Consider the following 24,581-nt stretch of genomic DNA (forward strand, 5'->3'; position numbering starts at 1 on the left):
ACCATGAAGATCATTCTGCTGGGCGAGCCTATGGGGCTGTTTATGGCAAATGAAACCGGGGACCTGAGCGAAGTCAGGACCTTTACGTCCTCCATTGCCGGGGCGGAATACAATGTGGCGGTGGGGCTTGCCCGGCTGGGGCACCAGCCCGCGTACTGCACCCGGCTGGGCTTTGACCCGCTGGGGGAAAAAATCCTGCGGGGGCTGCGGGAAAACGGGATCTCCACCGATCTGGTGTCCCAGGCGGAGGGGGAAAGCACCGGGCTGATGCTCAAGGGCTTCCTGCCGGACGGCGACCCGGCGATCGCCTACTACCGCAAAGGCTCCGCAGCTTCCCGCATTTCTCCCCACGACATTGACAGGCTGGACCTGTACGGCTGCGGGCGGCTGCACGTGACGGGGATATTCCCCGCCGTGTCCGACAGCGCCCTGGCTTCCGTAAAGCGGCTGATCGCCCGGGCGGACGCGCTGGAGCTGCCCATTTCCTTTGACCCCAACCTGCGCCCCCAGCTGTGGGAAAGCGAGAAAAAGATGGTCTCCACGCTGAATGCTTTGGCGCAGAGCGCGGAAACCGTGCTGCCCGGCATCAATGAGGGAAAGCTGCTGACCGGGGAAGCAAGCCCCGAAGGGATCGCGGAATTTTACCACAGCCGCGGCGTGAAAAACGTCATTGTCAAGCTGGGCAAGGACGGCGCGTATTTCTCGGAAAAGGGCGGGAAAAGCGGGATATCCCCTGCCTTCCCGGTGCGGGAGATCGTGGACACCGTAGGCGCGGGAGACGGCTTTGCCGCCGGGGTGATCTCCGCCCTGGCGGAGGGAGAGACCCTGGAGGAAGCGGCGTTCCGCGGCAACGTGATGGGCGCGATCCAGATTTCCCAGAAAAGTGACAACGAGGGGCTGCCCACCAGGGAGCAGCTGGGAAATATCATTCTATCCGGCACGGCATAAAAGGAGGGCTTTCTTTTGCAGCTTTCGGAGATTTTATCCCATGTGGACCACACCCTGCTGCGGCAGGACGCCGTTTGGGAGGAGGTCAGGCAGATCGTAGAGGACGGCATTGCTTTCCAAACGGCTTCCGTGTGCATTCCCCCCTCTTTTGTAAAGCAGGCGGCGGACTATGCCGGAGGGCGGGTGAAGATATGCACCGTCATTGGGTTCCCCAACGGGTATTCCACCACGGCGGTGAAATGCGCGGAGGCTGCCGACGCGGTTCAAAACGGCGCGGACGAGATCGACATGGTGGTGAACTTGGGCTGGGTGAAGTCCGGGGAGGACGACCGGGTGCTGGAGGAGCTTCGGGCGGTGAAAGCCGCCTGTGCCGGAAAAGTGCTGAAGGTCATTATAGAGACCTGCCTGCTGACCCGGGAGGAAAAGCTGAGAATGTGTGGGGCGGTTTCCCAAGCCGGGGCGGATTTTATCAAAACCTCCACCGGGTTTTCCTCCGGCGGGGCTACCTTTGAGGACGTAAAGCTCCTGCGGGAAAACTGTCCCCCGACCGTGCAGGTCAAGGCGGCAGGGGGGATTTCCACCATAGCGGACGCGGAACAGTTTCTGGCGCTGGGCGCTTCCCGGCTGGGCACCAGCCGTTTGGTGGCGCTGGCAAAGCAGGAGGTGCGGCATGGCTGAAAAACCGGGCATGGAGCAGGTATATGAAGCGCTGGTGCAGCGGGCGGCGGAGGCAAGGAAAGCCGCCTACTGCCCCTATTCCGGCTTTGCGGTAGGGGCGGCGCTGCTCTGCGGGGACGGCACGGTGTACCCCGGCTGTAATATTGAAAACGCGGCGTTATCCCCCGGCAACTGCGCCGAACGCACCGCGTTTTTCCGGGCGGTGGGCGACGGCAAACGGGACTTCCTCGCCATTGCCGTGGTAGGCGGCGCGGCGGGGAAGGAGCCCACAGAATTTTGCCCGCCCTGTGGCGTGTGCCGGCAGGTCATACGGGAATTCTGCAAGCCGGGGTTCACCGTTCTGCTCAGCGACGGCAAGAAAATTCAGCGCTATACTTTGGCGGAATTACTGCCCCTGTCCTTTGGACCGGAACAATTGCGGGAATCGGGGGACCACCATGAGAGCCTATGATATCATTCACAAAAAGCGGGAGGGCGGCGAGCTGACCGGGCAGGAGCTCCACTTTTTTGTGGAGCGCTTTGTCCAGGGCGAAATTCCAGATTATCAGGCCTCCGCCCTGCTGATGGCGATTTTCTTTCAGGGCATGACCCGCCGGGAGACCGCCGCCCTCACCATGGAGATGGCGCGCTCCGGCGATATGGTAGACCTGTCCGCGATCCCCGGCGTAAAGGTGGATAAGCATTCCACCGGGGGCGTGGGGGATAAGACCACCGTGATCTGCGCGCCCATTGCCGCCGCCTGCGGGGTGAAGATCGCCAAAATGAGCGGCAGGGGGCTGGGGCACACCGGCGGCACCGTGGATAAGCTGGAAAGCATTCCCGGCTTTCGCACGGAGCTGCCCCGGGAGGAATTTTTCGATATTGTCAGCTGCACGGGGCTTGCGCTGATCGGGCAGTCCGGCAACCTGTGCCCGGCGGACAAAAAGCTCTATGCTCTGCGGGACGTGACCGCCACCGTGGAGAGCCTGCCCCTCATCGCTTCCAGCATCATGTCGAAGAAGATCGCCGCCGGGGCGGACGCCATTTTGCTGGACGTGAAAATGGGCTCCGGCGCGTTCTTGAAGACCCGGGAGGAAGCCCGGCAGCTGGCAAAGGAAATGGTGCGCATCGGGCAGAGCGTGGGCAGGAAAACCGTGGCCCTGCTGACGGATATGGATATGCCCCTGGGCAGGAATATCGGCAATTCTCTGGAAATCGCGGAAGCCTGCGATGTGCTCCAAAGCCGCGGCGACCGGCGGCTTTCCGACCTTTGCCTGGAGCTGGCGGCGAACATGGTCCTTTTGGGGCGGCAGGCAAAAACGCTCACGGAAGCCCGGCAAAAGGCGGCGGAAGCGGTGAGCTCCGGCAGAGCTTTCCGAAAATTCTGCGAAATGGTGGAAGCCCAGGGCGGCGACAGCAGCTGCCTGCGGGATACGGGGAAACTGCCCCTGTCCCCGGTAGTGCGGCGCGTGACCGCCCAAAGCTCCGGCTGGATCACCTCGATAAATGCCGAAGAATGCGGGCTTGCCGCGGTAGAACTGGGCGCAGGCAGGGAAACAAAGGAAAGCGCCGTGGATTTAGGCGCGGGGATTGTCCTGCACAAAAGCAAGGGCGAATTTGTCAGGGAGGGCGAACCCATTGCCACGCTGTATGCGGACAGCGATGGGCGCTGCCGCCGGGGAGAAGAGCGCCTGCGCGCCGCCCTGACCTTCGCCCAAGACCCGCCCCAAGCCACGCCCCTGATCCTTGACAGAATAGAAGCGGAATAAGAAAAGAAACAATCGCCCCATAAGCGGAATATCTTCCGCTTGTGGGGCGATTTCTGCGTGTTTTCGGAAAGAAAATCAAAATGGGGGAAAGAAGGTTAGGAAGTTTCATTCGACGCAGCGCGCTTCCGGCAGGGCAGCGTAACGGTAAAGTTGTTGACGCCGTTTGCGCTTTCCGCCCAAATTTTTCCCCTGTGCTGTTCGGCGATCCGTTGGGCAATGGCAAGCCCCAGCCCGTAGCCCTCCCCGTGGCGGGCTGGGTCGCTACGGTAGAACCGCTCGAAAATCCTGGTCAAATCCTCTTTCGGAATGGGGATGCCCTCGTTGGATACCGTGAGCCTGGCGAGCTTTCCGGCAGCCTTCAGGGAAACCCGCACCGACCCGCCGGGGGAGGAATATTTCAGGGCGTTGTCCAGCAGAATGCCGCAAAGCTGGGACAGGGCGGAAGCGTCCCCCTGCACCGTTAAATCGGGTTCCTCCTCGTGGAGCAGCTCGTGTCCCTGCTCAAAGGCGGCAGGCTCAAAGGACAGCACGCTGTCGGTGACAAGGTAGGAAAGGTCCACCGTTTCCAGCACCGGGGAACAGTCGCTGCTTTCCGAGCGGGCAAGGGACAGCAGGTCCTGGGTCAGCCCTTTCATGTGCTGCGCCTCCGCCAGAATATTTTGCGCCCAGCGCCCCGGATCTTTCCGGGGGTGGGTCAGGATCATATCGGCGTTGGAGAGAATGACGGTCAAAGGCGTTTTCAGCTCGTGGGAAGCGTCGCCTACAAATTGCTTCTGCTGGTTCCACGCGGTTTCCACCGGGCGCACCGCCCACCGTGCCAGCAGCACGCTGGCGCCGAAGAACACCAAAAGCGTTAAGCTGCCGATAATCAGGGAATTTTTCACCAGCTCCATCAGGCTGCGGTACTCCATGGAAATATCCGCAAAGGCAATGACTGTGCCGTTTTCCCGGGACCGCTTGGCGTACCGCAGCCGATAAGCGGACAGGACGCCGCCGGGTTCTTCCTTTTCCGCCACCTCTACGGCGAGGGCTTCCAGCTCTTCCGTGTCAAGGTCGGTGAGCATGATTTCCGCCCGGCTGCCCAGGTCTACCGTGCCGTCCGATCTCACCAGTACGGTAAAACAGGGCAGCCGCTGCCTCGTTTTGCCGGGAACAGGCTGTGCGCCCAGCGGCTCTTTTTCGTCCGGCGCCTGGGGGTCGCGGCTCTTACTTTCGCTTTGCATGGCGCTTTTGCGCAGCTCCCGTTCCAGCGCCGTTTGCAGCATATCTTCATTTTGCAGGCGCATTCCTGCTTCCGTGGAGATCACCAGCACCACGAAAACCACCAGCAAAATCACTGCCGCCGCGCCCATCACGATGGCGATAAATTTCCTCCGCAGCTTTTGTATCACGGCGTTTCCTCCTCCGTTTTCAAATAGTAGCCCAGCCGGCGGGCGGACTCGATGGTGATGGGGCAGTGGATATGGAACAGTTTTTTCCGCAGAAAAGAAATGTAGACTTCCACGTGGTTGTCCTCCGCCTGGGAATCATACCCCCACGCTTTTAAGAGCAGTGTTTCTTTAGAAACGATGTTCCCGGCGTTTGCCAGCAGCAGGCGCATGATCTCAAATTCCTTGCTGCTGAGCCGAATGGAGTGGGATTGATAGGAAAGCACGCAGGAGGAAAGGTTCAGGGTCAGCCCCTTTAAGGAAAGGGTCTCCGTGACCACCTCGTCCTGCCGCCGCAGAAGCGCCCGCAGGCAGGCAAGCAGCTCCTCCGTCTCAAAGGGCTTTGTCAGGTAATAGTCCGCGCCCATGTCCAGCCCGGTCACCTTATCGGCGGTTTCCGATTTCGCCGTGAGCAGCAGCACCGGGGTGTTCAGCCCCGCCTGCCGCAGCTCCCGAACTACCTGAAAGCCGTCCTTTTTCGGCATCATCACGTCCAGAATGACAGCGTCGTAAATCCCAGTCAGGGCATTGTCCAGCCCTGCTTCCCCATCGTAGGAAACGTCCGTCAGATAGTTGTGATAGGTCAGCAGCTCGCACAGGGTGTCCGCCAGCCTTTTTTCGTCTTCTACTACCAGAATCCGCATGAAGCGCCTCCCAGTTTGCTTTTTCCGGGAGTGTCCGTTCCAAAGATTTCTGTATATTCCCCCACCTGCGGCGGGGGAATATACATTTTTAGCTCAACGGAATGGGTGCTCCCCTTTTTCTTTATTGTACACGGGTTTGCCCGCCTTGTAAATCAATCCTATGCCGGAAACCTGAAAGAATCCTGAAAGCCGGATTTCAGGTTTTTTTCAGCCTGTGAAGTTATTCTGGGGACCACAGGCGGGAAGTCCGCCGGAAAGGAAGGGATATCTTGGCTGGAAAATTTCGGCACGAATACAAGTTTTGCCTGAGCCGTGGAGAATATTTGGGGCTGCGCGCCAGGCTGCGGGCGATCCTGCCCCATGACCCGCACGCGGGCGCTGCCGGGGAATATTTCATTCGCAGCGCGTATTTTGACAATGCGGACGATAAAGCGCTCCGGGAAAAATTGAACGGCGTGGATCGGCGGGAGAAGTTCCGCATTCGCTGGTACAACAACGACACCTCTTATATCGCTTTGGAGAAAAAGAGCAAAAGCCATGGGCTGTGCAGCAAGTCCGGCTGTGTGCTGACGCGGGAGGAAGCTGCGGCTGTCTTCCGGGGAGAGCTTTCCGGGCTGAAGCAAAGCGGGCAGGAGCCTGCCCTGGAGCTGGCGGCGAAGATGGAATTTCAGGGCTTGCGCCCCCGGACCATTGTGGACTACCAAAGGGAGCCCTTTGTATTCCCGCCGGGCAATGTCCGGGTGACGCTGGACAGGGAGATCCGCGGCGCAGGCTTCCGCCCGGATATTCTGGAAAATCAGGTTTTTACGCTTCCGACCGGGGACAGCGTACTGCTGGAAGTGAAATACGACGAGTTCCTCCCCGATCTGATCCGGGAGCTGGTGCAGTTGGATTCCCGGGGCGCGGGCGCGTTTTCCAAATACGCGGCGGCACGGGGCTACTGCTGAATTTTATCAAATAAAAGGTAAAGGAGAGAGCTTTATGACCACATTTCAGGATATTTTCAAATCAAACTTTTTGGAGAACGTGACCAGCGTTTCCCTGCTGGACATGGTGCTCAGCATCGTGCTGGCATTTCTTCTGGGGCTGTTCATTTTCTTCGTGTACAAAAAGACCTACAGCGGCGTGATGTATTCCCCCAGCTTTGGGGTTTCGCTGATCGCCATGACCATGATAACCACCCTGGTGATCCTCGCTGTGACCAGCAATGTGGTGCTGTCTCTCGGTATGGTGGGCGCCCTGTCCATCGTCCGTTTCCGCACGGCTATCAAGGAGCCGCTGGATATCGCCTACCTCTTTTGGGCGATTGCCGCGGGTATCGTGCTGGCGGCGGGCATGATCCCGCTGGCGGTGTTCGGCAGTGTGGTGATCGGCGTCATGCTGCTGGTGCTGGTCAATCGGAAATCCCATTATCACCCCTATATTGCCATGGTGACCTGCGACAGCAGCCATTCCGAGCGCCTGGTAGCGGATTTTCTCGCCGGGGCGGTGGAGAAGCAGTCTATCAAGAGCAAAACCGTGACCCCCGGGCGTATCGAGCTGAACTATGAAGTGCGCCTGAAGGATGGGGACACCGCTTTTATCAACGGCTTGTCCGGCATCAGCGGCGTGACCTCCGTGGCACTGGTAAGCTATAACGGCGAGTACATGAATTAGCTGCGACCATCAGTCCCTGGCAACTAAAAACTGAAAACTGATCGGAAGGCGATAGTATGGCAAAACACAAACGAACAGATCTGCTGTGCGGGCTCGGAACGGCGGTGATGCTGGTTTTGACGGCGCTCTATCTCTGCTGCAGCGGGTTTTTGACCGCGGCGGCGGTGGAACTGCCCTATGTGGATATGCTGTTTTCCACGGACAAGGTCCACAAGATCGACATTGTGGCGTCGGAAAGCGACTGGCAGACCATGCTCGACAATGCCTCCTCGGAGGAATACATTTCCTGCACAGCTGTGATAGACGGGGAAAAATACGCCAATGTGGGCATTCGCCCCAAGGGAAATTCCTCTTTGCGGACCGTGGCAGACTCCGACAGCGACCGCTACAGCTTCAAGCTGGAATTTGACCATTATGACAAGAACTCCACCTATCATGGGCTGGATAAGCTCTGTCTCAACAACGCCATTCAGGACAATACCTATATGAAGGACTTCCTCTGCTACCAGATGATGAATTTCCTGGGCGCCGACGCGCCCCTTTCCAGCTTTGCGTGGATCACGGTAAACGGAGAGGACTGGGGGCTGTATACCGCCGTGGAGGGCGTGGAGGACAGCTTTGCCCAGCGGAAATACGGCGCGGACCATGGAGAACTCTATAAGCCGGACAGCCTGGATATGGGCGGCGGCGGACGGGGCGCGGAAGCCCGCGACCGCACAGAAGCTGGCTGGTCTGAAGAAAACACTTCCACTCTCCCGGAAAACAGCAGGGTGGAAAACGGCACAGCGGGAAATATGACGAAATCCGGGGGGCGTGGGTTCGGAAAAATGGACGGCATGGGAGCGCCGGGCGGTATGGGCGGCAGCGACGATGTGCTGCTCCGTTATTCCGATGACGACCCGGACAGCTATCCCAATATTTTCGACAATACCGTGCTGGGAAACGTGACCGATAAGGACAAAGCCCGGCTCATTCAGTCCCTGAAAGCGCTGAGCCAGGGAAATGTTGAGGAAAGCGTCAACATAGACGAGGTGCTGCGGTACTTTGCCGTGCACAACTTTGTGCTGAACGAGGACAGCTACACCGGCACCATGATACACAATTACTATCTGTACGAGGAAAATGGGCTGCTCTCCATGGTCGCCTGGGACTACAATCTGGCGTTCGGCGGCATGGGCGGCGGTATGGGCACGTCGGGGGCGACGTCAATGGTAAATTCTCCCATAGATTCCCCTGTTACCTCCGGCGAGCTGTCGGAGCGCCCCATGGTGGCGTGGATCTTTGAAAATGAGCAGTACACGGAACAGTATCATCAGGTGATGGACGAATTGATTTCCGGCTTTTTTGAAAGCGGTGAGTTTACAGCGCTGATGGAGCAGACAGTCGCCATGATCTCCCCCTATGTGGAGCGGGACCCCACCGCCTTCTGCACCTATGAGGAGTTCCAGAAAGCGGTGGAAACGCTGAAGAATTTCTGCCTGCTGCGCAGCGAAAGCGTCCGGGGGCAGCTCAGCGGGACGATCCCCTCCACCTCGGAAGGACAGGCGGAGGACAGCGGCAGCCTGATAGACGCCTGGGAGCTTTCCCTGTCCGACATGGGCTCTCAGGGAGACATGGGCGGCTTCCGGCAGGGAGACCGCCAACTGCAGACCGACAGCGGGCAAACGACGTCCGCACAGGACGATACGGAAAGCGAAGGTGATACCACCGGGGAAGCGCAGCGCTTTTCCGGGGAGCAGACCTTTGCCGCTAGCGGCATGGGAGACCCTCCCCTTGGCGACCCGCCCACAGACGGGCAGTTTGACGGGCGGCAGCCCGGCGCTGCGCCGTCGGATCAGGGCGGTGATTTTCCCGAAATGGGTGCCCCGCCGGAGCAAAACGGCACGGCAACGCCCCCAAATAGCGGTGAGAAAAATAATTCCTCCGAAAGCAGTACCGATGAGCCAGCCGCACCAACGGAGGAGCAGGACGATACGACCGGCAGCCAGATAGAAAGCACGCCCCAGCAGGGCGGCGACCCGCTTCAAAACGGCGCGCCTCCCAATGGCATGGGCGGCGGATTCCCCGAAGGCTTCCCGGACGCGGGTAACGCGCCGATGGAAGCACAGGACGGCAATACTAATTTGGAGACGATCATTTTGCTGGGCGCTTCCGCCATTATTTTACTGGGCGGACTGCTCTTTGCCAGATTTTACCGCTGAAAATTTGGCGGGAGAACAGCGTGATAGAGATGTTCAGAAAAACCGCCCCGGTTCTTGCAGGTTTGTGAGAGCCGGGGCTTTTCTTATTTTGCGGAAAGCCGCTCCGGGAGTCTGTTTTTCTGCGCCGCATTTCAGGGGATTTTTTGTAGCTGCCGCGCCTGCGGTTCCCGCAAAAATTTTTTCTGAAAAATGGTTTTCAGTGCTTGACAAGGGGAAAAAGCTGTGCTAATAATATGTTATAACATTATAACGTTATAAGCTTTGGGTTCCCGATCGCGGAGAAAGAGAAAAATCGGGCGGGAAGAAGACATTTCCTGCCAATACGAAAAAGCCCGCTGCCGGAACAAGAAAGGAAAGTGGTCATGCGTATGGAATTTTATCCGGGGTTTCCCATCACGGTCAACACCCAGCCCATGGGGTTCGCATACGGCGAGGGGGTGCAGGGTCCCGCGCCGGAGCTGAGAAAGCTTTCCCAGATACGTCCGTCCCTGCTGGACCCCGGCTGTGCCGGTCCTGAGAACGTGTACTGCATTGCCATGGACGTGGCAGAGCGGCAGGATCACCCGGCGCTGGTGGAACAGAACCTGCTTTACGGCGTGGTCACCTACGCCCGGGGAAGCCTGGGAAATGAACCCATTCGTTCCCAGGGGCATATCCACGCGGTGTCCCCCTCCTGCGGCGCGTCCACCTGCGAGGTCTATGAGATATGGGACGGGGAAGCCTGCATTTATATGCAGGAAAGCGGCTCGGACGACGCGGGACGGTGCTATGCCGTCACCGGGCAGCCGGGAGACGTGATCATCGTCCCCCCCGGCTGGGTGCACGCCACAGTCAACAGCGACCCGGCGCGAAGCATGACCTTCGGCGCGTGGTGCGTCCGGGATTACGGCTTTGATTACAAAGATGTGCGCCGCCACGGCGGCATCGCCTTTTTCCCGCTGCTGACGGATTCCGGGCAGCTCCGCTGGGAGAAAAACCCCAGCTACAGAAGCGCCGAGCTGATCGTCAAGCCTGCCCGCACCTATGAGGACTTCGGCATTGCGCCCGGAAAGCCCATCTACCAGCAGTATCAGGAAGCTCCCCATTTGTTTGATTTTGTCACCCGCCCGCTGGATTTCCCGGAGTTGTGGGAAAACTACCAGCCCTGAGCATAGGAGGTCGCTATGAATTACTGTAAGTCGCCGGTGAACCACATCGAAACCGCCGCCACGGAAGCGTGGGCGGGCTATGAAGCTATCTGCCGGGTGCTGGAGGAAAGCATTCAGGCACAGCTTGAAGTCAAAAGCTCCTGCGTACTGGCAGTGGACGCGTACCCCGGCGTGAACGAGGAAGAACTGAAAGCGGCGCTGGAGACGCTGCATCCCGGTCTGTTCCTGGATATGCGGGAGGCGCTCTGCACAAAAGAGGAGTTTGCCAGGCGAATCCACCCCTACCTTACCGACGACCGGGTGTTCGGCAGAATGTATTTCGGCACGCTGGCGGATTTTCAGGAGGAAGAAAAGCTGCTGGCGCTCCGGCGGCAGGCAGAAGAAAGCCAAGGGCTGACCATCGTGTTCGGCTTTGGCGCGGGCAGTTTGGTAAAGCCGGATATCCTGCTGTATGCCGATGTTTCCCGCTGGGAGCTTCAGCTTCGCTTCCGCCGGGGCATGACAAATTATTATACGGACAATCCCAATGAAGATAACCTGAAAAAGAACAAGCAGGGATACTTTTTCGAATGGCGCATCGGCGATAAGCAGAAGCGCAGCCTGTTTGACGCCATGGATTTTTATTTGGACACGAACCGCCCGGGCGACCCCGCCATGACAACGGGGGACTGCTACCGCCGGGCGCTGGGGGAAATTTCCCAAAAGCCCTTCCGCACAGTGCCCTATTTCGACCCCGGTGTGTGGGGCGGGCAGTGGATGAAGCGCGTCTGCGGGCTGGACCCCAAAGAAAAGAATTACGCCTGGTCCTTTGACGGCGTGCCGGAGGAAAACAGCCTGTATCTGGAAATCAGCGGCGTAAGGCTGGAGACCCCCGCCATGAACCTGGTGCTGTACCGCCCGGTAGAGCTGCTGGGACCCCAGGTCTATGCCCGGTTCGGAGCGGAATTTCCCATTCGGTTCGATTTTCTGGACACCATGGGCGGGCAGAACCTGAGCCTGCAGGTCCACCCCCTGACCGACTATATCCACAATCAGTTCGGCATGAATTATACCCAGGACGAGAGCTACTACATTCTGGACGCCGAAGAGGGGGCGGAGGTCTATCTGGGCTTGAAGGAGGGCATATGCCCCGGCGATATGATAGCCGACCTGAAAACCGCCCAGACAGGGGAAAAGCCCTTTGACGCGGACAAATACGTGAACCGCTTCCCGGCGAAAAAGCACGATCATTTCCTCATTCCCGCAGGCACGGTGCACTGCTCCGGCAGCGGCTGCATGGTGCTGGAGATCAGCGCCACGCCCTACATTTTCACCATGAAGCTGTGGGACTGGGGACGCCTTGGGCTGGACGGCAGACCCCGCCCCATTCACATCGAGCACGGCGAAAAGGTCATTCAGTGGGACAGGCAGACAAAATGGGTGCAGGAAAACCTTGTCAGCCCCACCCGCACCGTTCGGGAAACCGAAGAATACAAAGAAGAGCACACCGGGCTGCACGAGCTGGAATTTATCGAGACCCGGCGGTATGAGATCAGAACCGCCTGCCCGCTGGATACGGAAAATAATGTGAATATGCTGAACCTGGTGGAAGGAGAAGCCGCCGTCATCGAAAGCCCCACAGGCGCTTTCGAGCCCTTTACGGTGCATTATGCGGAAACCTTCATTCTGCCTGCCGCGGCAGGGAAATATACGATCCGCCCCATAGGTGACGCGCCCATCAAGGTCATTCGCGCCTATGTGAGAACGCCGAAAGCGGAGTAAGCGCAGAGGATCGTTTGGGAACGCAGCCTGGCTGCATGGGAAAAAGAAAGGTGGTCATGACCGTGAAAAAGCTGGACTATTCCAAGGGCGCACCGCCCCTGTATATGCAGATCTATCAGGACTTGAAGGAGAAAATTTCCGGCAAGGAATACGATTACGGTCAGAATATCCCCACAGAACTGGAACTGCAGGAGCAGTATGGCGTCAGCCGCATCACCATTCGTCAGGCGCTGTCCGCCCTGGAGCAGGAGGGGCTGGTGGTGCGCACCCGGGGGAAAGGGACCATCGTTTCCCGGCAGCCCGTCATTGAAGAGCAGCTGACCAGTATCAAGAGCTTTACCGAGGAAATGCGGGAGCGCAATATGGTTCCCGGCACAAAATCTGCCCACTGTGAAAAGACGGAAGCCGATGAGGAGCTGGCGGACATCTTTTCCTGCGAAACAGGGGCGCCCCTGTACCATGTCCGACGGATCAGGACCGCCAACGACCGTGTCATCGTCCTGTTCGACACCTATCTTTCGGGAAAATATGAGCTTCCCCTGGAGGACAGCCGGTACGGCGGCTCCCTGTACCGCCTGCTGGAGGATTGCGGCGTTCACCCCCCGGTGGGGATCGAGGAGCGGTTTGAAGCCATAACGGCGAATCGGGAGCTTTCCGAAGCGCTGGATATTTCCGTGGGAGACCCTGTGATGCGGCGCACCCGGGTGGCGCTGGACAGCGACCTGAACGTACTGGAATACACCCGTTCCTACTATAACGCCGCCCGGTACGCCTATGTGGTTTACGCGGGCGTGACGGACAGGGCGGGGGAATAAAATACGGAGACTGACCCGGCGGCAAAATTTATGGGCATAGGCTCTTGCCGATCGGGAAAAGATAGCACGAAATTCGGAGGAGTAATTTATGAACAAGCAGATCAGCAGGGAAGCAAAAGAAATGTTCCGGATCGACAAGCCCTTTGCCATCACCATGTGGGAATTTTCCTGGATCGAGCGGCGATGGCCCGGCGCGGGCTTTGAGGATTGGGACAAAGCCCTTTCAGAGCTTACCGACCGCGGCTACGACGCCGTCCGCATCGACGCGTTCCCCCACCTGATGGCGTGGGACGCCCACAAGGAATGGACGCTGAAGCCCGTGTGGAACTTGCAGACCTGGGGCAGCCAGTCTGTCAATAAGATCACCCTGCACGACGATTTCCGTGATTTTCTGAAAGCCTGCCGCCGCCACAATGTCCGGGTAGGGCTGTCCACATGGTTCCGGGAGGATCTGGACAACACCAGAATGAGCATTCTCACCCCGAAGGATCACGCGGATATCTGGATCAAAACGCTGGACTACATCAGGGAATGGGGCGAGCTGGACAACATTCTGTATGTGGACCTCTGCAACGAATGGCCCCTTGAAGCCTGGGCGCCCTTCTTCACCAGAGAGGGGGAAAGCGCCAGAGATTCCAGGCGTTCCCTTGACTGGGTGCGGGAAGCCATCACCGAGGTGAAAAAGCAGTATCCCAACATTCCGCTGACCTTCTCCTACTGCGGGCACATCACCAATGTGGATGAGGACGTAAGCCCCCTGGATTTCATCGAGCCCCATATCTGGATGACCAACGCCAGCGAGTTTTACGAGAAGGTCGGGTACGGCTACCAGCGCTTTGACGATACGGGTTACACCAATCTGGCGCTGAATGGCGAGCGCATTTACCGGGAATCCAGGGAGCATTACGACCGCTGCCTGGTGGAAGAAATCGAGCGTGCTGCGGAATGGTCCCGCCGTTCCGGCAAGCCGCTGGTCACCACGGAATGCTGGTCCATTGTGGACTACAAGGACTGGCCCCTGCTGAACTGGGACTGGATTTTGGACTTAAACGAGCTGGGCGTGAAGACTGCCGCCGCTACCGGGCGCTGGGCAGGCATGGGCACCAGCAATTTCTGCGGTCCCCAGTTTGTGGGAATGTGGCGGGAAAAAGACTGGCACCAGAGAATGACAAAGCTCATTCGTGAATCCAGGCTGGATTAAAGGGACGGTAGCTATGACCATGAAAAAAGCAACGGAACGATACGATCTGCAGACCGGGGAATTGAGCGGCGAGTACGCTTCTCATTCCGAGAAAAAGCTTTCCCAGCTGAAGGGTGTTTTCGCAGACGAAACAGCCTTTGCCACCATGGACGGGGAGCAGCTGGTATATGAGGTCAGCGCCCACATGGCAGTTCAGGAGGGGACCCCCGGCGGGCTGTTTTTCGGCACCAGCACCATTCACCCCGGCAGGGTGGGCAACGAATATTTCATGACCAAGGGGCATTTCCACAACAAGCGGGAATGCGCGGAATACTACTGGGGGATTTCCGGCGAGGGCGTGCTGCTTTTGATGGACGAGGACAGGCGCTGCACCGCGGAGCAGGTACAGCCCGGCTCCCTGCATTATATCGGGGGCTATCTTGCCCACCGGCTCATCAATACCGGGGAAAGCGATCTGGTCGTGGGCGCCTGCTGGGGCTCTGACGCCGGGCACGATTACGGCTCTATCGAAACGGCGGGGTTTTCCGCCAGGGTGCTCTGCGAGAACGGCAAAGCTGTTTTGAAGGAGAGCCACTGAGCATTGCAAAAGGAGGGCTTCTGCATGAATACCATCGCCATGGACTTGGGCGGCACGCGGGTGAAGCTGGGCGTGGTGTCGGACGGCAGGGTGCTGGAATCCGCCAAAATGGAATCCAACTCTACCCGGGGCTTTCTGCCGCTGGCGCTGGAGCTGGAAAAAATCTGCAAAAAGTGGCAGCGCCAGTACGAAATAGACGCCATGGGCATTGCCTTTCCCAGCCTGGTAGACACGGACAAAAAGCAGGTGCTGGGGCACAACAACAAGTTCAGAGACTGCGTGGGCTTTGATTTTCCCGGCTGGGTGCAGGAACGCTTTGGGCTGCCCATGGTACTGGAAAACGACGCCAACGCCGCCGCCCTGGGCGAGCTGGGCTATGGAGTCGCCAAAGATACCGGGGATTTTGTGCTGATGATCCTGGGAACGGGCATTGGCACTGCCGCCGTGATGAACGGCGGGCTGATCCGGGGAAAGCATTACCAGGCAGGCGTCCTGCTGGGGCACATGCCCTTAAAGCGGGGCGGTCGCCCCTGCGTGGGCTGCCCGGGGGTGGGCTGCGCGGAAGCGCAGGCAAGCACCTGGGCGCTGAAGCATATGGTGGCGGAATCTCCCTTATCCAGCCCCTTAAAGCAGGAAGAAACCGTGAATTTCGAGGTGCTGCAGCGCTATTATAACGGCGGGGACAGGCTGGCGCGGGAAATTTTTGACGAGTGCTGCGATTATTGGAGCAACTGCCTGATCTCCCTCATCTATGCCTACGACCCGGAGGTCGTAGTGCTCAGCGGCGGCGTGCTGCGCTGGGGGAAAGAGCTGACCGACAGGATTTTCCAAACCGTTGACCGGCACGCGTGGACGCCCTGGGGCAAGCCGCAGCTCCGCCTGGCGAAAAACCCGGAGCATTCCGTGCTGCTGGGGCTGCACTACATGAATAAACAGGAAAAGGAGAAAGAAATTCTGTGAAACATCAGGACGCGAAAGAATATCTGGGCTGTCAGCTGTGGGTGGAGCCTACGGACAGCCGGGAACGGGTGGACGAGCTGGTCAAAACCGCCGCGGAAAGCGGGCTGGGGTGGCTGAGAATTTTCCTTATGTGGCCGTGGATCGAGGAACAGCCCGGCGAGTGGGATTTTACGGTATTTGATTTTGTATTTGACGCCTGTGAAAAGTATGGGATCAAGGTGAAAGCCACGTTGACGGCAAATTCCGGTCCCTGGCACATTGGCACGCCTTCCCTGCTGCACTCTCACACCGGGTTCCTGGACGAGAGCCAGTGGCCCGCCATGGAGCGCTATGTAGAGCGCTGCGTGACCCGTTACAAGGATCACCCGGCGCTGGGGCAGTGGATCCTGTGGAACGAGCCTGCCGCCCGGCGGGAGCAGAGCGATCAGGCGCGCCGCCATTGGCAGGCATGGCTGGAGGAGGCTTACGGGGGGAATATCTCCGCCCTGAATAAGCGCTGGCGCACCGGGTATCAGGGCTTTTCGGAAGCGCAGTTCCCCAATGAGATATTGCACCCCGCCCACATTGGCAACGGCTGGGCTTCCTACCGCCCCGTCATGGATTTTGACCGCTTCTCCATGAAGTGGCTGGAATGGGAATTACAGCAAATTCAGGACCTGGTGCGGAAATACGACGCTAAAACTCCCACCTGCATCAATCCCACGCCCCTGCTGGAAAATCAGGCAAATTCTGGGCTGGACCAGGAGGAACTGGCGAAAATCGTAGATGTGGTAGGCGCAAGCTATCACCCTGCCTGGCACTTTACCTTCTGCGACCGGGAGATGTTCCCGGCGCTGATGTCCCTGGGTGTGAAGAAAACGGCTTCTCACCCCAGCGTACACCGCGTCGAGGTGACGGAGGTGCAGTGCGGCAACACGCTGAGCTCTTCCACCCGTCCCTCCGACGTGGAGCCTGCGGAGCTGGCAAGGTTCTGCTTTGCCGGGATTTTTGCCGGCGCGGAATCTGTCACCGGGTGGCTCCTGAACCAGCGCACCTATGACTGCGAGGCAGGGGACTGGGGGCTGCTGGACAACAACGACCAGCACACCGGGCGCAGCAGAATGATGAAGCGGGTGCGGGACGTGATGGAAACCTTGGACCGTGTCACGGAAGGGCACGAGCCCCAGGAAAGCGATGTGCTGGTGGCATTCGACCAGGACGCGCAGGTGGTGGAGGTTCCCGACAGTGAGCGCGGCTCCCATGTAAAGGGGCGGCTGGTGCATGACGGGGCTTTGGGCGGCGCAATGCTTACCGCCCTGCTGACACAGGGCGGCGTCAATGCTTCTCAATGCCGTTTGGCGGATATTCCCCAGAAGGATTGCAGCGGGAAAACGCTGTTTTTGTCCCATCTGGTGGCGTGGTCGGAGGAAAACGCCGCCAGGGTGCTGGAATTTGCCAGAAAAGGCGGCACGGTGGTGCTGGACGCCACCTCCGGGCGCAAGACCCCGGACGCAGCCATGTACTGCCCCTGGCCGGGCGGGCTGGCAAAGGAGATCGGCATGACCGCCTCCGATCTGGAAACGGATTACAAGGGCTACGAGCTTTCCCTGTTTGGAGAACCGGCGGGGAAATGGCTGCTTACCAGGATACGTCCCATCTTTTCACCTGACGCGGGCTGGTCCGCCTGGGACGGTATCCGCTTTGAAAAGGACGGCGAGCCCCTTGTATGGGAGCGGGCGTATGAGCAGGGAAGATTTGTGCTGGTCAACGGCATGATGGGTCCCTCCGCCATTCACGAGCAGGAGAACCAGCTGGGGCTGAAGTACCTTCTGCGCCAGCTGACAAAGGATTCGCTGCTGCCCGTTCGCCCCGCAGGCTTTGAGCATGGGGCGTACGCCCTGCCTGTGACCTGCCAAAAGGGCTTGCTCACCGCGGTCCTGGCTAATTCCAGAAGCTGGCGGCAGGGCAGGGAATTACAGCTGATCGCCCCAGAGGGGGAGTACACCGACCTGTGGACAGGCGAGACGATTTCCGTCCCGTCTACCGGGCGGGTCTCCCTCCCGGCAGAAGACGGTATCGTATTGCTTTGGCAGAAGGGCAGTTGTTAGTCGTTAGTTGTTAGTTGTTAGTTGTTAGAAAGGGCAAGGACGGAAGGGCAGTTGTCAGTCGTCCGTTGTCAGTTGCTAGAAAAGACAGGGGGCGTAAGAGCGGGAAAGGCTGCTCTTACGCCCTTCTTTGATGATTTTCCGCAAGCCGCTTTCCGCTGGGAGTACCCATTCCGCTGAGCTGAAGTCGTATATTCTCCCCCGCCTACAGCGGGAGAGAATATACATAAAATCTTCAGAACAGGCGCTTCCCTTTCCGCCCTTTTTCTTGACGGGGAAACCGTCTTCATGATAAAATAATCGCAAAGTGGTCATTCTTATCTTAAAAATATTTGTGCGAATTTGAAAAACAGAGGCGAGCGTATGAATAGGGAAGTCATTTTATTAAAGCAGGGCGAAATTGCCCTGAAAGGATTGAACCGCAGGGCGTTTGAGGACGTGCTTTTGAAAAATATCCGCCGCCGGCTGCAGGGGGCGGGAAAATTTACCGTGACCGCCCTGCAATCCACGGTATACGTGCAGCCGGGAGACGACAGCGCCGACATGGACCTGGCGGAGGAGCGCTGTGCCAAAGTCTTCGGCGTAGTGGGCTGTACCAGAGCCGGGGAAGCGGAAAAGGATCTGCAGAAAATCTGCGAAAAAGCGGCGGACTACCTGAAGGACAGGCTGGAGGAGGTCGGCACCTTCAAGGTGGAGTGCAAGCGCAGCGACAAAAAATTTCCCTATCAATCCCCGGAAATTTCCGCCGAGGTGGGGGGATATCTCCTGGAGCAGTACCCCCATCTGACGGTAGACGTCCACCACCCGGACATTACCGTCTGGGTAGAGGTGCGGGAAAGCTGCGCCTATGTCCATGCCGATCCCAAGCCCGGCGCGGGGGGTATCCCCGTGGGCACGGGGGGCAAGGCGGCTGTTCTCATCAGCGGCGGGCTGGACAGCCCCGTTGCCGCGTGGTGCATGGCAAAACGGGGCGTAGAGCTTACCGCCATTCACTTCGCGAGCCCTCCTTATACCAGCGAGCTTGCCCACGAAAAGGTGGTGCGGCTGCTCCGCAAGGTCAGCGAATATGCCGGGCGCATCAAAATGGTCACCGTGAATTTCACAAAGCTGCAGGAAGCTATTCGGGATTGCTGCCAGGAGGATTTGAACACCGTGATCCTCCGGCGGTTCATGCTGCGGGCGGCGGAGCAGATCGCCCGGGAGGAGGGCTGCTCCGCGCTGATCACCGGGGAAAGCCTGGGGCAGGTGGCAAGCCAGACCATTCAGGCGATCGCCTGTACCGATGCCGTGGCGGCCATGCCCGTATTCCGCCCGCTGATCGGGTCTGACAAATCAGAGATCGTAAAGCTTGCTTATCAGATCGACACCTATGATATTTCCATTGAACCCTATGAGGATTGCTGCACCATCTTCACGCCCAAGCACCCGCGCACCCGCCCGATCCTGCATTTTGTGGAGGACGCGGAAAAAGCCATTGACGGGGCAACGCTGCTTCAGGAAGCATTGCAGAACGTGGAGACACTGCAAATTACACCCTATAGCGAAGAAGGAGATTTTTGAATGAACGCTGAAATCATTTCCGTGGGGACGGAGCTGCTGCTGGGGCAGGTGGTGAATACGGACGCCGCCATCGTTGCCCGGGAGCTTTCCGCGCTGGGCATCGACCTGCTCCATTCTTCCGTGGTGGGAGATAACCCGGAACGGTTGAAAGAAGCGGTGGAAGCCGCCATTTCCCGCAGCGACCTGCTTATCATGACCGGCGGGCTGGGTCCCACCACCGACGACCTGACCAAGGAGACCACCGCCGCCGCTGCCGGGAAAAAGCTCAAGCTCCATGAGGAGAGCCTGCGGCGTATCCAGAATTATTTCAACGAGAGCCATGTCAGCGAAAATCAGGCGAAGCAGGCGTACCTTCCCGAAGGCTGCACCGTGCTGCAAAACGACAACGGCACCGCGCCGGGCTGCGCTTTTCAGGCGGAGAACGGCTGCACCGTTATCATGCTGCCCGGTCCGCCCTCCGAGCTTGCGCCCATGATGAAAAATTACGCCGTACCCTATTTGAAGCAGGGGCAGGAGTCCGTGATCGTGTCCCACAACGTCCACATTTACGGCAAGGGCGAAGCCCCTGTGGCGCTGCTGATGGACGACAAGATGGACGGGCAGAACCCCACCCTTGCCCCTTACGCCAAGGAGGGGGAATGCTTCCTGCGGGTGACTGCCAAAGCAAAGGACGAAAAAACCGCCGACCAGATGTGCCAACCCCTGATCGAGGAGATCAAACGGCGGCTGGGGGACTATGTATACAGTGTGGACGTGGAAACCCTGGAGGAGCTGGTGGTACAGGAGCTGCGACAGGCGGGGAAGACCCTTGCCACGGCGGAATCCTGCACCGGCGGGCTGCTGGCAAAGCGGATCACCGATATTTCCGGCTCGTCAGCCGTGTTCCATATGGGCTGCGTCACCTATGCCAACGAGGCAAAGGAAGCGCTGCTGTTTGTGCCCCATGAGATTTTGGAGCGGCACGGGGCGGTCAGCGAGGAGACCGCCAGAGCCATGGCGGAGGGCATCGTCCGGCGCTCCGGCAGCGACATTGGAATCGGCATTACCGGCATTGCCGGACCTGACGGCGGAACTGTTGAAAAGCCTGTTGGCCTGATCTATATTGCCCTCAGCGACGGCAAAAACACCTGGGTGGCAAAGCGCTCCCCCATCGGGCGCACCAAGAGCCGCGACTGGCACCGCCATTGTGCCGCGTCCCAGGCGCTGGACATGGTGCGCCGCTATTTGGAGCACCTGCCCGTGATCCCTCAGGAATGATGGAACGGGATACGATCGGTCAGCCCCTCCAAAAGCGGGAAGTGGCAGACTGCTCTGTCCGGGGGCAAAATACAGTAGGGCGCTTTGCCCCCACGCCCAGCGGGAACCTGCATTTGGGCAACCTGTTCTGCTCTCTTCTCGCCTGGCTCGCGGCGAAGCGGCAGGGCGGAAGGATACTCCTGCGCATTGAGGATCTGGACAGGGAGCGCACCCGCATGGAGTATGTCCGCAGCGCGGAGGAGGACCTGCGTTTTCTGGGGCTTTCCTGGGACGAGGGCGGCTCCTACGGTGGGGAAGCCTATTTCCAGAGCAACCGAAGCGGCTTTTATGAACAGTTGCTCCACAGGCTGGAGGAACAGGGGCTGGTATACCCCTGCTTTTGCAGCCGGGCGGAGCTTCACGCCGCCAGCGCGCCCCACGCCTCCGACGGCGACCCCATCTATTCCGGCAAGTGCCGCGGGCTTTCCCCGGAAGACGTGAAAAAGCTTGCGGAAATCCGTTCCCCGGCGCTGCGGCTGCGGGCGCCGCCGGAGGTTTTCACGTTTCTCGATAGCCACTATGGCGAGGTCAGTCAGAATCTGGCGGAGGAATGCGGCGATTTTATTCTCCGGCGCTCCGACGGCGTATTCGCGTACCAGCTGGCGGTGGTGGGGGATGACGCCGCCATGGGCGTGACGCAGGTGGTGCGCGGGCGGGACCTGCTTTCCTCCACCGCCCGGCAGATTTACCTTTACCGGCTGCTGGGCTATCCCGCGCCGGAATTTGCCCATGTGCCGCTGCTGCTGGCACACGATGGGCGCAGGCTTTCCAAGCGGGACAGGGACACAAGCCTGCAGGCGCTGCGGGAAAAGGGATTTTCCGGCGAAGAGATCGTGGGCAGGCTTGCGTACCTTGCCGGGCTGCTCCCCGCCCCGGAGGCCGCCGCCCCCGCGGAGCTTATCCCGCTGTTTTCCTGGGAAAAGGTGCCGAAGGAGGACATTCTCCTGCCGGAGGGGTTATTTGAAAAGCCGTGAGCAGGGAATCATTTTTCCGCCGGGTGGATTCGCCCAGCGAATCCGCTGAGTGAATCCGCCCAGCGGAAGAAAAAATTTGCCTGCGGGGTAGACATCTTTCAAATTGCATGTTATAATTTTAACAATAAAATTTGATTCGCCCTTTGGCGAGACAGGAGGAAAAATTATGCTGTTGCAGGACAAGGTCGCGATCGTCACAGGGGGCAGCCGGGGGATCGGCTTCGCCATCGTCAGGGAATTTTTGAAGAACGGCGCCAAGGTAGTGCTGTGCGGCTCCCGTCAGGAAACCGCCGACAAGGCCGTGGCAGAGCTGAAGGCTGAGAACCCGGACTGGCAGGTGGAGGGCATTTGCCCCAACCTGACGGATTATGAGTCCGTCAAGACCGCCTTTGACAAGGTGGCGGAAAAGTACGGCAGGATCGACATTCTGGCAAATAACGCCGGCGTGTCCGCTTCCGAGCCTTTCTCCACGTATACCCCCGAAATGTTCCAGAAGACCATGGACTTGAACGTGACCGCAGTGTTCAACTGCTCCCGCGCGGTGGTGGACCAGATGACCGGGCAGGGCGGCGGCTCCATTATCAACACCAGCTCCATGGTGAGCAGGTACGGTCAGCCCGCCGGCGTGGCATATCCCACCAGCAAGTTCGCTGTCAATGGTATGACCCTGTCCCTGGCCCGTGAGCTGGGACCCAAGGGCATTCGCGTCAACGCCGTTGCCCCCGGGATCACCAACACCGATATGATGAAGGCTGTGCCGGAGAACATTATTCAGGGCATGGTCGCTCAGGTGCCCCTGCGCCGTATCGGCGAGCCGGAGGAGGTTGCCAACGCCTTTGTATTTTTGGCAAGCGAAATGGCTAGTTACATCACCGGCGTGGTCCTGAGCGTGGACGGTCTGGCACGCTCTTAACGGACAAAATGGACGGAAAAAATATTTCACAGCTTGAAAAGCTGTGATTTTGCTTCGCAAAACCATATTTTTTCATAGCCTTTGGGGTAACCAATCTATAGATTTTGGTGTTCTAAAACTTGCAGAATGGACGGTTGGGTGCACTGCTATCATCTGGCGCGCTTTCCGTCCAGTCTCTAAAATCCAGTATCCAGCGTCCAGCAAGCGAAGCATTCGTCAGAGTGCTTCGCTTTTTTCGTGCAAAATTTTTTGAGGGGATCGGCTTTTTCTATCGCTTTGCATGAAAAACGCGGTTCCCCTGCATTTTTCAAAAAATTCACTTTTCTTTTGGGCTGATTCCGATTATAATAAGGCGTAGGCAAATATACGACTGTAAGGTCGAATTTGGGACAGCAGGAAAGGAGTTCCCACAATATGAAAAAATCTGTTGCATTTTTGCAGAAGCTGACTTGCTTTCTTTTGGTGCTGGCGCTGGGCGTTTCCCTTGCGGGCTGCGCGTCTTCCGGCGGGAACGGCTCTCAGGCGGATAACGAGCCGAAAACCGTGCGCATCAATATCAGCGCCGACCCTGACAGCCTGGACCCGTGGCAGTCTTCTGCCACCGATACGGAAGCGATTTTCCACAATGTGTTCGAGGGGCTGTGCCTGTACGATACGGCGGGGAATATCATTCCCGGGCTGGCGGAGAGCTGGGACATTTCCGAGGACGGGAAAACCTATACCTTCCACCTGCGGCAGGACGTGACCTTCCACAACGGGAAAAAGCTGACCTCCGCCGACGTGCTCTACAGCTACAACAAGCTCACCGGGCTGGGCGGGGAAGAAGCTCTGACCGGGAAATTTGAAATGATCGAAAGCCTGGAAGCGCCGGACGAGTACACCTTCGTGGCGCATTTGAGCGCGCCCTCCGCGGCGTTTTTGTCCCTTGCCATCGTGGCGGTGCTGCCGGAGGGCTATGAGGAGCAGGCGACAAAGCCCGTTGGCACAGGACCTTTCCGCTTTGCGGAATACACCCCCTCTCAGCGCATCGTGCTGGAAAAGAACGAGGACTACTACGACAAGGGCGAGGGGGACGCACCCGGCAGAATGGCGAAGGTCGACCGGGTGGAAATCTACATCATGGACGACATTGCCGCCGTGGTATCCGCCCTGCGTTCCGGGCAGCTGGATATTGCCGCCGTCATCAACGCGGAGGACGCTCAGGTGCTGGAAAGTGAGTTCGACATTTATAACTCCCCCCAAAATATGGTGCAGAGTTTGTTTTTGAATCTGGAAAGCGAGCCCTTTGACGATGTGCGGGTGCGCCAGGCGGTGAGCTATGCCATCGATCAGGACGAGATTGTCAGCGGCGTGTTCGGCGGCTATGCCACCAGGCTGCCCAGCAATTTCAGCCCTGTGATGGCGGCGTATTACAACAGCGGTTTGGAAGGCACTTACGACCACGATGTGGAGAAGGCAAAGGAGCTGCTGAAAGAGGCTGGCTACGAGGACGGCTTCTCCATGACCATCACGGTGCCGGCAAACTATCAGAAGCACATTGACACCGCCCAGGTCATTGCCCAGCAGCTTGCCGCTGTGAATATCGAGGCGAAGATAGAGCTGATCGAATGGGCAACCTGGCTGGAGGACGTGTACAAGAACGCCAAGTACCAGACCACCATCGTGGGTTTGAGCGGAAAGCTGGACCCGGATTCCGTATTGGGCAGGTATGAAAGCGATTACCGCAGCAACTTTTTCCATTTTGCCGATGAGGAATACGACCAGCTGATTGAAGCTGCCAGAGTGGAGCTGGACGATGGGAAACGGGCGGAGGAATACAAGCGCTGCCAGGAGATTTTGACAGAACAGGCTGCCGCCGTGTATCTCACAGACCCCAACCTGATCGTCGCCTGCCGCAAGGACCTGAAGGGCTTTACGTTCTATCCCGTGACCTTCTACGATTTCAGCACGCTGTATTATGAATAAGTTGAACTGAAAAATAAGAGGAATA

The 24,581-nt window shown here is 58.6% G+C and carries 22 protein-coding genes; 20 read left to right on the top strand and 2 right to left on the bottom strand.

Going from position 1 to position 24,581, the window contains the following annotated elements:
- Nucleotides 1-3: 3 nt before the first annotated feature.
- The 4 genes from AB8996_RS01060 to AB8996_RS01075 are packed head-to-tail and all read left to right on the top strand — an operon-like array spanning nucleotide 4 to nucleotide 3,374.
- A complete protein-coding gene (locus AB8996_RS01060; RefSeq protein ID WP_369297119.1) occupies nucleotides 4-948 on the top strand; it encodes a sugar kinase in 945 nt (314 codons plus the stop codon).
- 15 nt (nucleotides 949-963) lie between these two features.
- The gene (gene deoC, locus AB8996_RS01065; RefSeq protein ID WP_369297120.1) at nucleotides 964-1,626 is read left to right on the top strand and encodes a deoxyribose-phosphate aldolase; all 663 of its coding nucleotides are present in this window, start codon (nucleotides 964-966) and stop codon (nucleotides 1,624-1,626) included.
- Nucleotides 1,619-2,077: a cytidine deaminase gene (locus AB8996_RS01070; protein WP_369297121.1), complete on the top strand. Its 459-nt coding sequence runs from the start codon at nucleotides 1,619-1,621 to the stop codon at nucleotides 2,075-2,077. The genes deoC and AB8996_RS01070 overlap by 8 nt, the downstream gene beginning before the upstream one ends.
- Nucleotides 2,064-3,374, top strand: coding sequence for a pyrimidine-nucleoside phosphorylase (locus AB8996_RS01075; protein WP_369297122.1), 1,311 nt, complete (start codon nucleotides 2,064-2,066; stop codon nucleotides 3,372-3,374). Before AB8996_RS01070 ends, AB8996_RS01075 begins: the two co-directional genes overlap by 14 nt.
- Before the next feature lie 95 nt (nucleotides 3,375-3,469).
- Here AB8996_RS01075 and AB8996_RS01080 read toward each other — a convergent pair whose 3' ends face one another.
- Nucleotides 3,470-4,765, bottom strand: coding sequence for a sensor histidine kinase (locus AB8996_RS01080; RefSeq protein WP_369297123.1), 1,296 nt, complete (start codon nucleotides 4,763-4,765; stop codon nucleotides 3,470-3,472).
- Nucleotides 4,762-5,445 (bottom strand): response regulator transcription factor, encoded by a 684-nt coding sequence (locus AB8996_RS01085; protein WP_369297124.1) that lies wholly within the window; start codon nucleotides 5,443-5,445, stop codon nucleotides 4,762-4,764. The genes AB8996_RS01080 and AB8996_RS01085 overlap by 4 nt, the downstream gene beginning before the upstream one ends.
- A 269-nt stretch (nucleotides 5,446-5,714) precedes the next feature.
- Between AB8996_RS01085 and AB8996_RS01090 the strand changes: the two genes are divergently transcribed.
- From AB8996_RS01090 to AB8996_RS01165, 16 genes are all read left to right on the top strand, one after another.
- Nucleotides 5,715-6,392, top strand: coding sequence for a polyphosphate polymerase domain-containing protein (locus AB8996_RS01090; RefSeq protein WP_369297125.1), 678 nt, complete (start codon nucleotides 5,715-5,717; stop codon nucleotides 6,390-6,392).
- A gap of 34 nt (nucleotides 6,393-6,426) precedes the next feature.
- Entirely contained in the window at nucleotides 6,427-7,101 is a 675-nt protein-coding gene (locus tag AB8996_RS01095) for a DUF4956 domain-containing protein (protein WP_369297126.1), read from the top strand.
- A 56-nt stretch (nucleotides 7,102-7,157) separates the two neighbouring features.
- Complete coding sequence (locus tag AB8996_RS01100) at nucleotides 7,158-9,302, top strand: CotH kinase family protein (protein ID WP_369297127.1); 2,145 nt, start codon at nucleotides 7,158-7,160, stop codon at nucleotides 9,300-9,302.
- Nucleotides 9,283-9,531: a hypothetical protein gene (locus AB8996_RS01105; protein ID WP_369297128.1), complete on the top strand. Its 249-nt coding sequence runs from the start codon at nucleotides 9,283-9,285 to the stop codon at nucleotides 9,529-9,531. The genes AB8996_RS01100 and AB8996_RS01105 overlap by 20 nt, the downstream gene beginning before the upstream one ends.
- A gap of 139 nt (nucleotides 9,532-9,670) precedes the next feature.
- Nucleotides 9,671-10,450 carry a glucose-6-phosphate isomerase family protein gene (locus AB8996_RS01110; RefSeq protein ID WP_369297129.1) on the top strand — a complete coding sequence of 260 codons (780 nt, stop codon included), beginning with the start codon at nucleotides 9,671-9,673 and terminating at the stop codon, nucleotides 10,448-10,450.
- 15 nt (nucleotides 10,451-10,465) lie between these two features.
- Complete coding sequence (locus tag AB8996_RS01115) at nucleotides 10,466-12,211, top strand: class I mannose-6-phosphate isomerase (protein WP_369297130.1); 1,746 nt, start codon at nucleotides 10,466-10,468, stop codon at nucleotides 12,209-12,211.
- Nucleotides 12,212-12,246: 35 nt separating this feature from the next.
- Nucleotides 12,247-13,026 carry a GntR family transcriptional regulator gene (locus tag AB8996_RS01120; RefSeq protein ID WP_369297131.1) on the top strand — a complete coding sequence of 260 codons (780 nt, stop codon included), beginning with the start codon at nucleotides 12,247-12,249 and terminating at the stop codon, nucleotides 13,024-13,026.
- Between the two features lie 88 nt (nucleotides 13,027-13,114).
- Nucleotides 13,115-14,227 (top strand): cellulase-like family protein, encoded by a 1,113-nt coding sequence (locus AB8996_RS01125; protein WP_369297132.1) that lies wholly within the window; start codon nucleotides 13,115-13,117, stop codon nucleotides 14,225-14,227.
- Nucleotides 14,228-14,240: 13 nt separating this feature from the next.
- Nucleotides 14,241-14,804: a glucose-6-phosphate isomerase family protein gene (locus tag AB8996_RS01130; RefSeq protein ID WP_369297133.1), complete on the top strand. Its 564-nt coding sequence runs from the start codon at nucleotides 14,241-14,243 to the stop codon at nucleotides 14,802-14,804.
- Between the two features lie 24 nt (nucleotides 14,805-14,828).
- Nucleotides 14,829-15,764 carry an ROK family protein gene (locus AB8996_RS01135; protein WP_369297134.1) on the top strand — a complete coding sequence of 312 codons (936 nt, stop codon included), beginning with the start codon at nucleotides 14,829-14,831 and terminating at the stop codon, nucleotides 15,762-15,764.
- Entirely contained in the window at nucleotides 15,761-17,851 is a 2,091-nt protein-coding gene (locus AB8996_RS01140) for a beta-galactosidase (protein WP_369297135.1), read from the top strand. The genes AB8996_RS01135 and AB8996_RS01140 overlap by 4 nt, the downstream gene beginning before the upstream one ends.
- A gap of 360 nt (nucleotides 17,852-18,211) precedes the next feature.
- Complete coding sequence (gene thiI / locus AB8996_RS01145; protein ID WP_369297136.1) at nucleotides 18,212-19,408, top strand: tRNA uracil 4-sulfurtransferase ThiI; 1,197 nt, start codon at nucleotides 18,212-18,214, stop codon at nucleotides 19,406-19,408.
- Nucleotides 19,409-20,665 (top strand): competence/damage-inducible protein A, encoded by a 1,257-nt coding sequence (locus AB8996_RS01150; protein WP_369297137.1) that lies wholly within the window; start codon nucleotides 19,409-19,411, stop codon nucleotides 20,663-20,665.
- On the top strand, nucleotides 20,665-21,678 hold the full coding sequence (gene gluQRS / locus AB8996_RS01155) for a tRNA glutamyl-Q(34) synthetase GluQRS (protein ID WP_369297138.1): 1,014 nt from the start codon (nucleotides 20,665-20,667) through the stop codon (nucleotides 21,676-21,678). Before AB8996_RS01150 ends, gluQRS begins: the two co-directional genes overlap by 1 nt.
- Nucleotides 21,679-21,844: 166 nt before the next feature.
- A complete protein-coding gene (locus AB8996_RS01160) occupies nucleotides 21,845-22,591 on the top strand; it encodes an SDR family NAD(P)-dependent oxidoreductase (protein ID WP_369297139.1) in 747 nt (248 codons plus the stop codon).
- A 414-nt stretch (nucleotides 22,592-23,005) separates the two neighbouring features.
- A complete protein-coding gene (locus AB8996_RS01165) occupies nucleotides 23,006-24,556 on the top strand; it encodes an ABC transporter substrate-binding protein (protein ID WP_369297140.1) in 1,551 nt (516 codons plus the stop codon).
- Nucleotides 24,557-24,581 lie beyond the last annotated feature (25 nt).

The organism is uncultured Neglectibacter sp., assembly GCA_937958185.1.
Taxonomy (GTDB): domain Bacteria; phylum Bacillota; class Clostridia; order Oscillospirales; family Acutalibacteraceae; genus Acutalibacter.

What these genes read in the sequence shown, in the direction of transcription:
- gluQRS (WP_369297138.1), top strand. Translation starts at nt 20,665, where the DNA reads ATGGAACGGGATACGATCGGTCAGCCCCTCCAAAAGCGGGAAGTGGCA.
- AB8996_RS01070 (WP_369297121.1), top strand. Translation starts at nt 1,619, where the DNA reads ATGGCTGAAAAACCGGGCATGGAGCAGGTATATGAAGCGCTGGTGCAG.
- AB8996_RS01085 (WP_369297124.1), bottom strand. Translation starts at nt 5,445, where the DNA reads ATGCGGATTCTGGTAGTAGAAGACGAAAAAAGGCTGGCGGACACCCTG.
- AB8996_RS01130 (WP_369297133.1), top strand. Translation starts at nt 14,241, where the DNA reads ATGACCATGAAAAAAGCAACGGAACGATACGATCTGCAGACCGGGGAA.
- AB8996_RS01110 (WP_369297129.1), top strand. Translation starts at nt 9,671, where the DNA reads ATGGAATTTTATCCGGGGTTTCCCATCACGGTCAACACCCAGCCCATG.
- AB8996_RS01115 (WP_369297130.1), top strand. Translation starts at nt 10,466, where the DNA reads ATGAATTACTGTAAGTCGCCGGTGAACCACATCGAAACCGCCGCCACG.
- AB8996_RS01135 (WP_369297134.1), top strand. Translation starts at nt 14,829, where the DNA reads ATGAATACCATCGCCATGGACTTGGGCGGCACGCGGGTGAAGCTGGGC.
- AB8996_RS01150 (WP_369297137.1), top strand. Translation starts at nt 19,409, where the DNA reads ATGAACGCTGAAATCATTTCCGTGGGGACGGAGCTGCTGCTGGGGCAG.
- thiI (WP_369297136.1), top strand. Translation starts at nt 18,212, where the DNA reads ATGAATAGGGAAGTCATTTTATTAAAGCAGGGCGAAATTGCCCTGAAA.
- AB8996_RS01125 (WP_369297132.1), top strand. Translation starts at nt 13,115, where the DNA reads ATGAACAAGCAGATCAGCAGGGAAGCAAAAGAAATGTTCCGGATCGAC.
- AB8996_RS01100 (WP_369297127.1), top strand. Translation starts at nt 7,158, where the DNA reads ATGGCAAAACACAAACGAACAGATCTGCTGTGCGGGCTCGGAACGGCG.
- AB8996_RS01120 (WP_369297131.1), top strand. Translation starts at nt 12,247, where the DNA reads ATGGGAAAAAGAAAGGTGGTCATGACCGTGAAAAAGCTGGACTATTCC.
- AB8996_RS01165 (WP_369297140.1), top strand. Translation starts at nt 23,006, where the DNA reads ATGAAAAAATCTGTTGCATTTTTGCAGAAGCTGACTTGCTTTCTTTTG.
- AB8996_RS01060 (WP_369297119.1), top strand. Translation starts at nt 4, where the DNA reads ATGAAGATCATTCTGCTGGGCGAGCCTATGGGGCTGTTTATGGCAAAT.
- AB8996_RS01160 (WP_369297139.1), top strand. Translation starts at nt 21,845, where the DNA reads ATGCTGTTGCAGGACAAGGTCGCGATCGTCACAGGGGGCAGCCGGGGG.
- AB8996_RS01095 (WP_369297126.1), top strand. Translation starts at nt 6,427, where the DNA reads ATGACCACATTTCAGGATATTTTCAAATCAAACTTTTTGGAGAACGTG.
- AB8996_RS01075 (WP_369297122.1), top strand. Translation starts at nt 2,064, where the DNA reads ATGAGAGCCTATGATATCATTCACAAAAAGCGGGAGGGCGGCGAGCTG.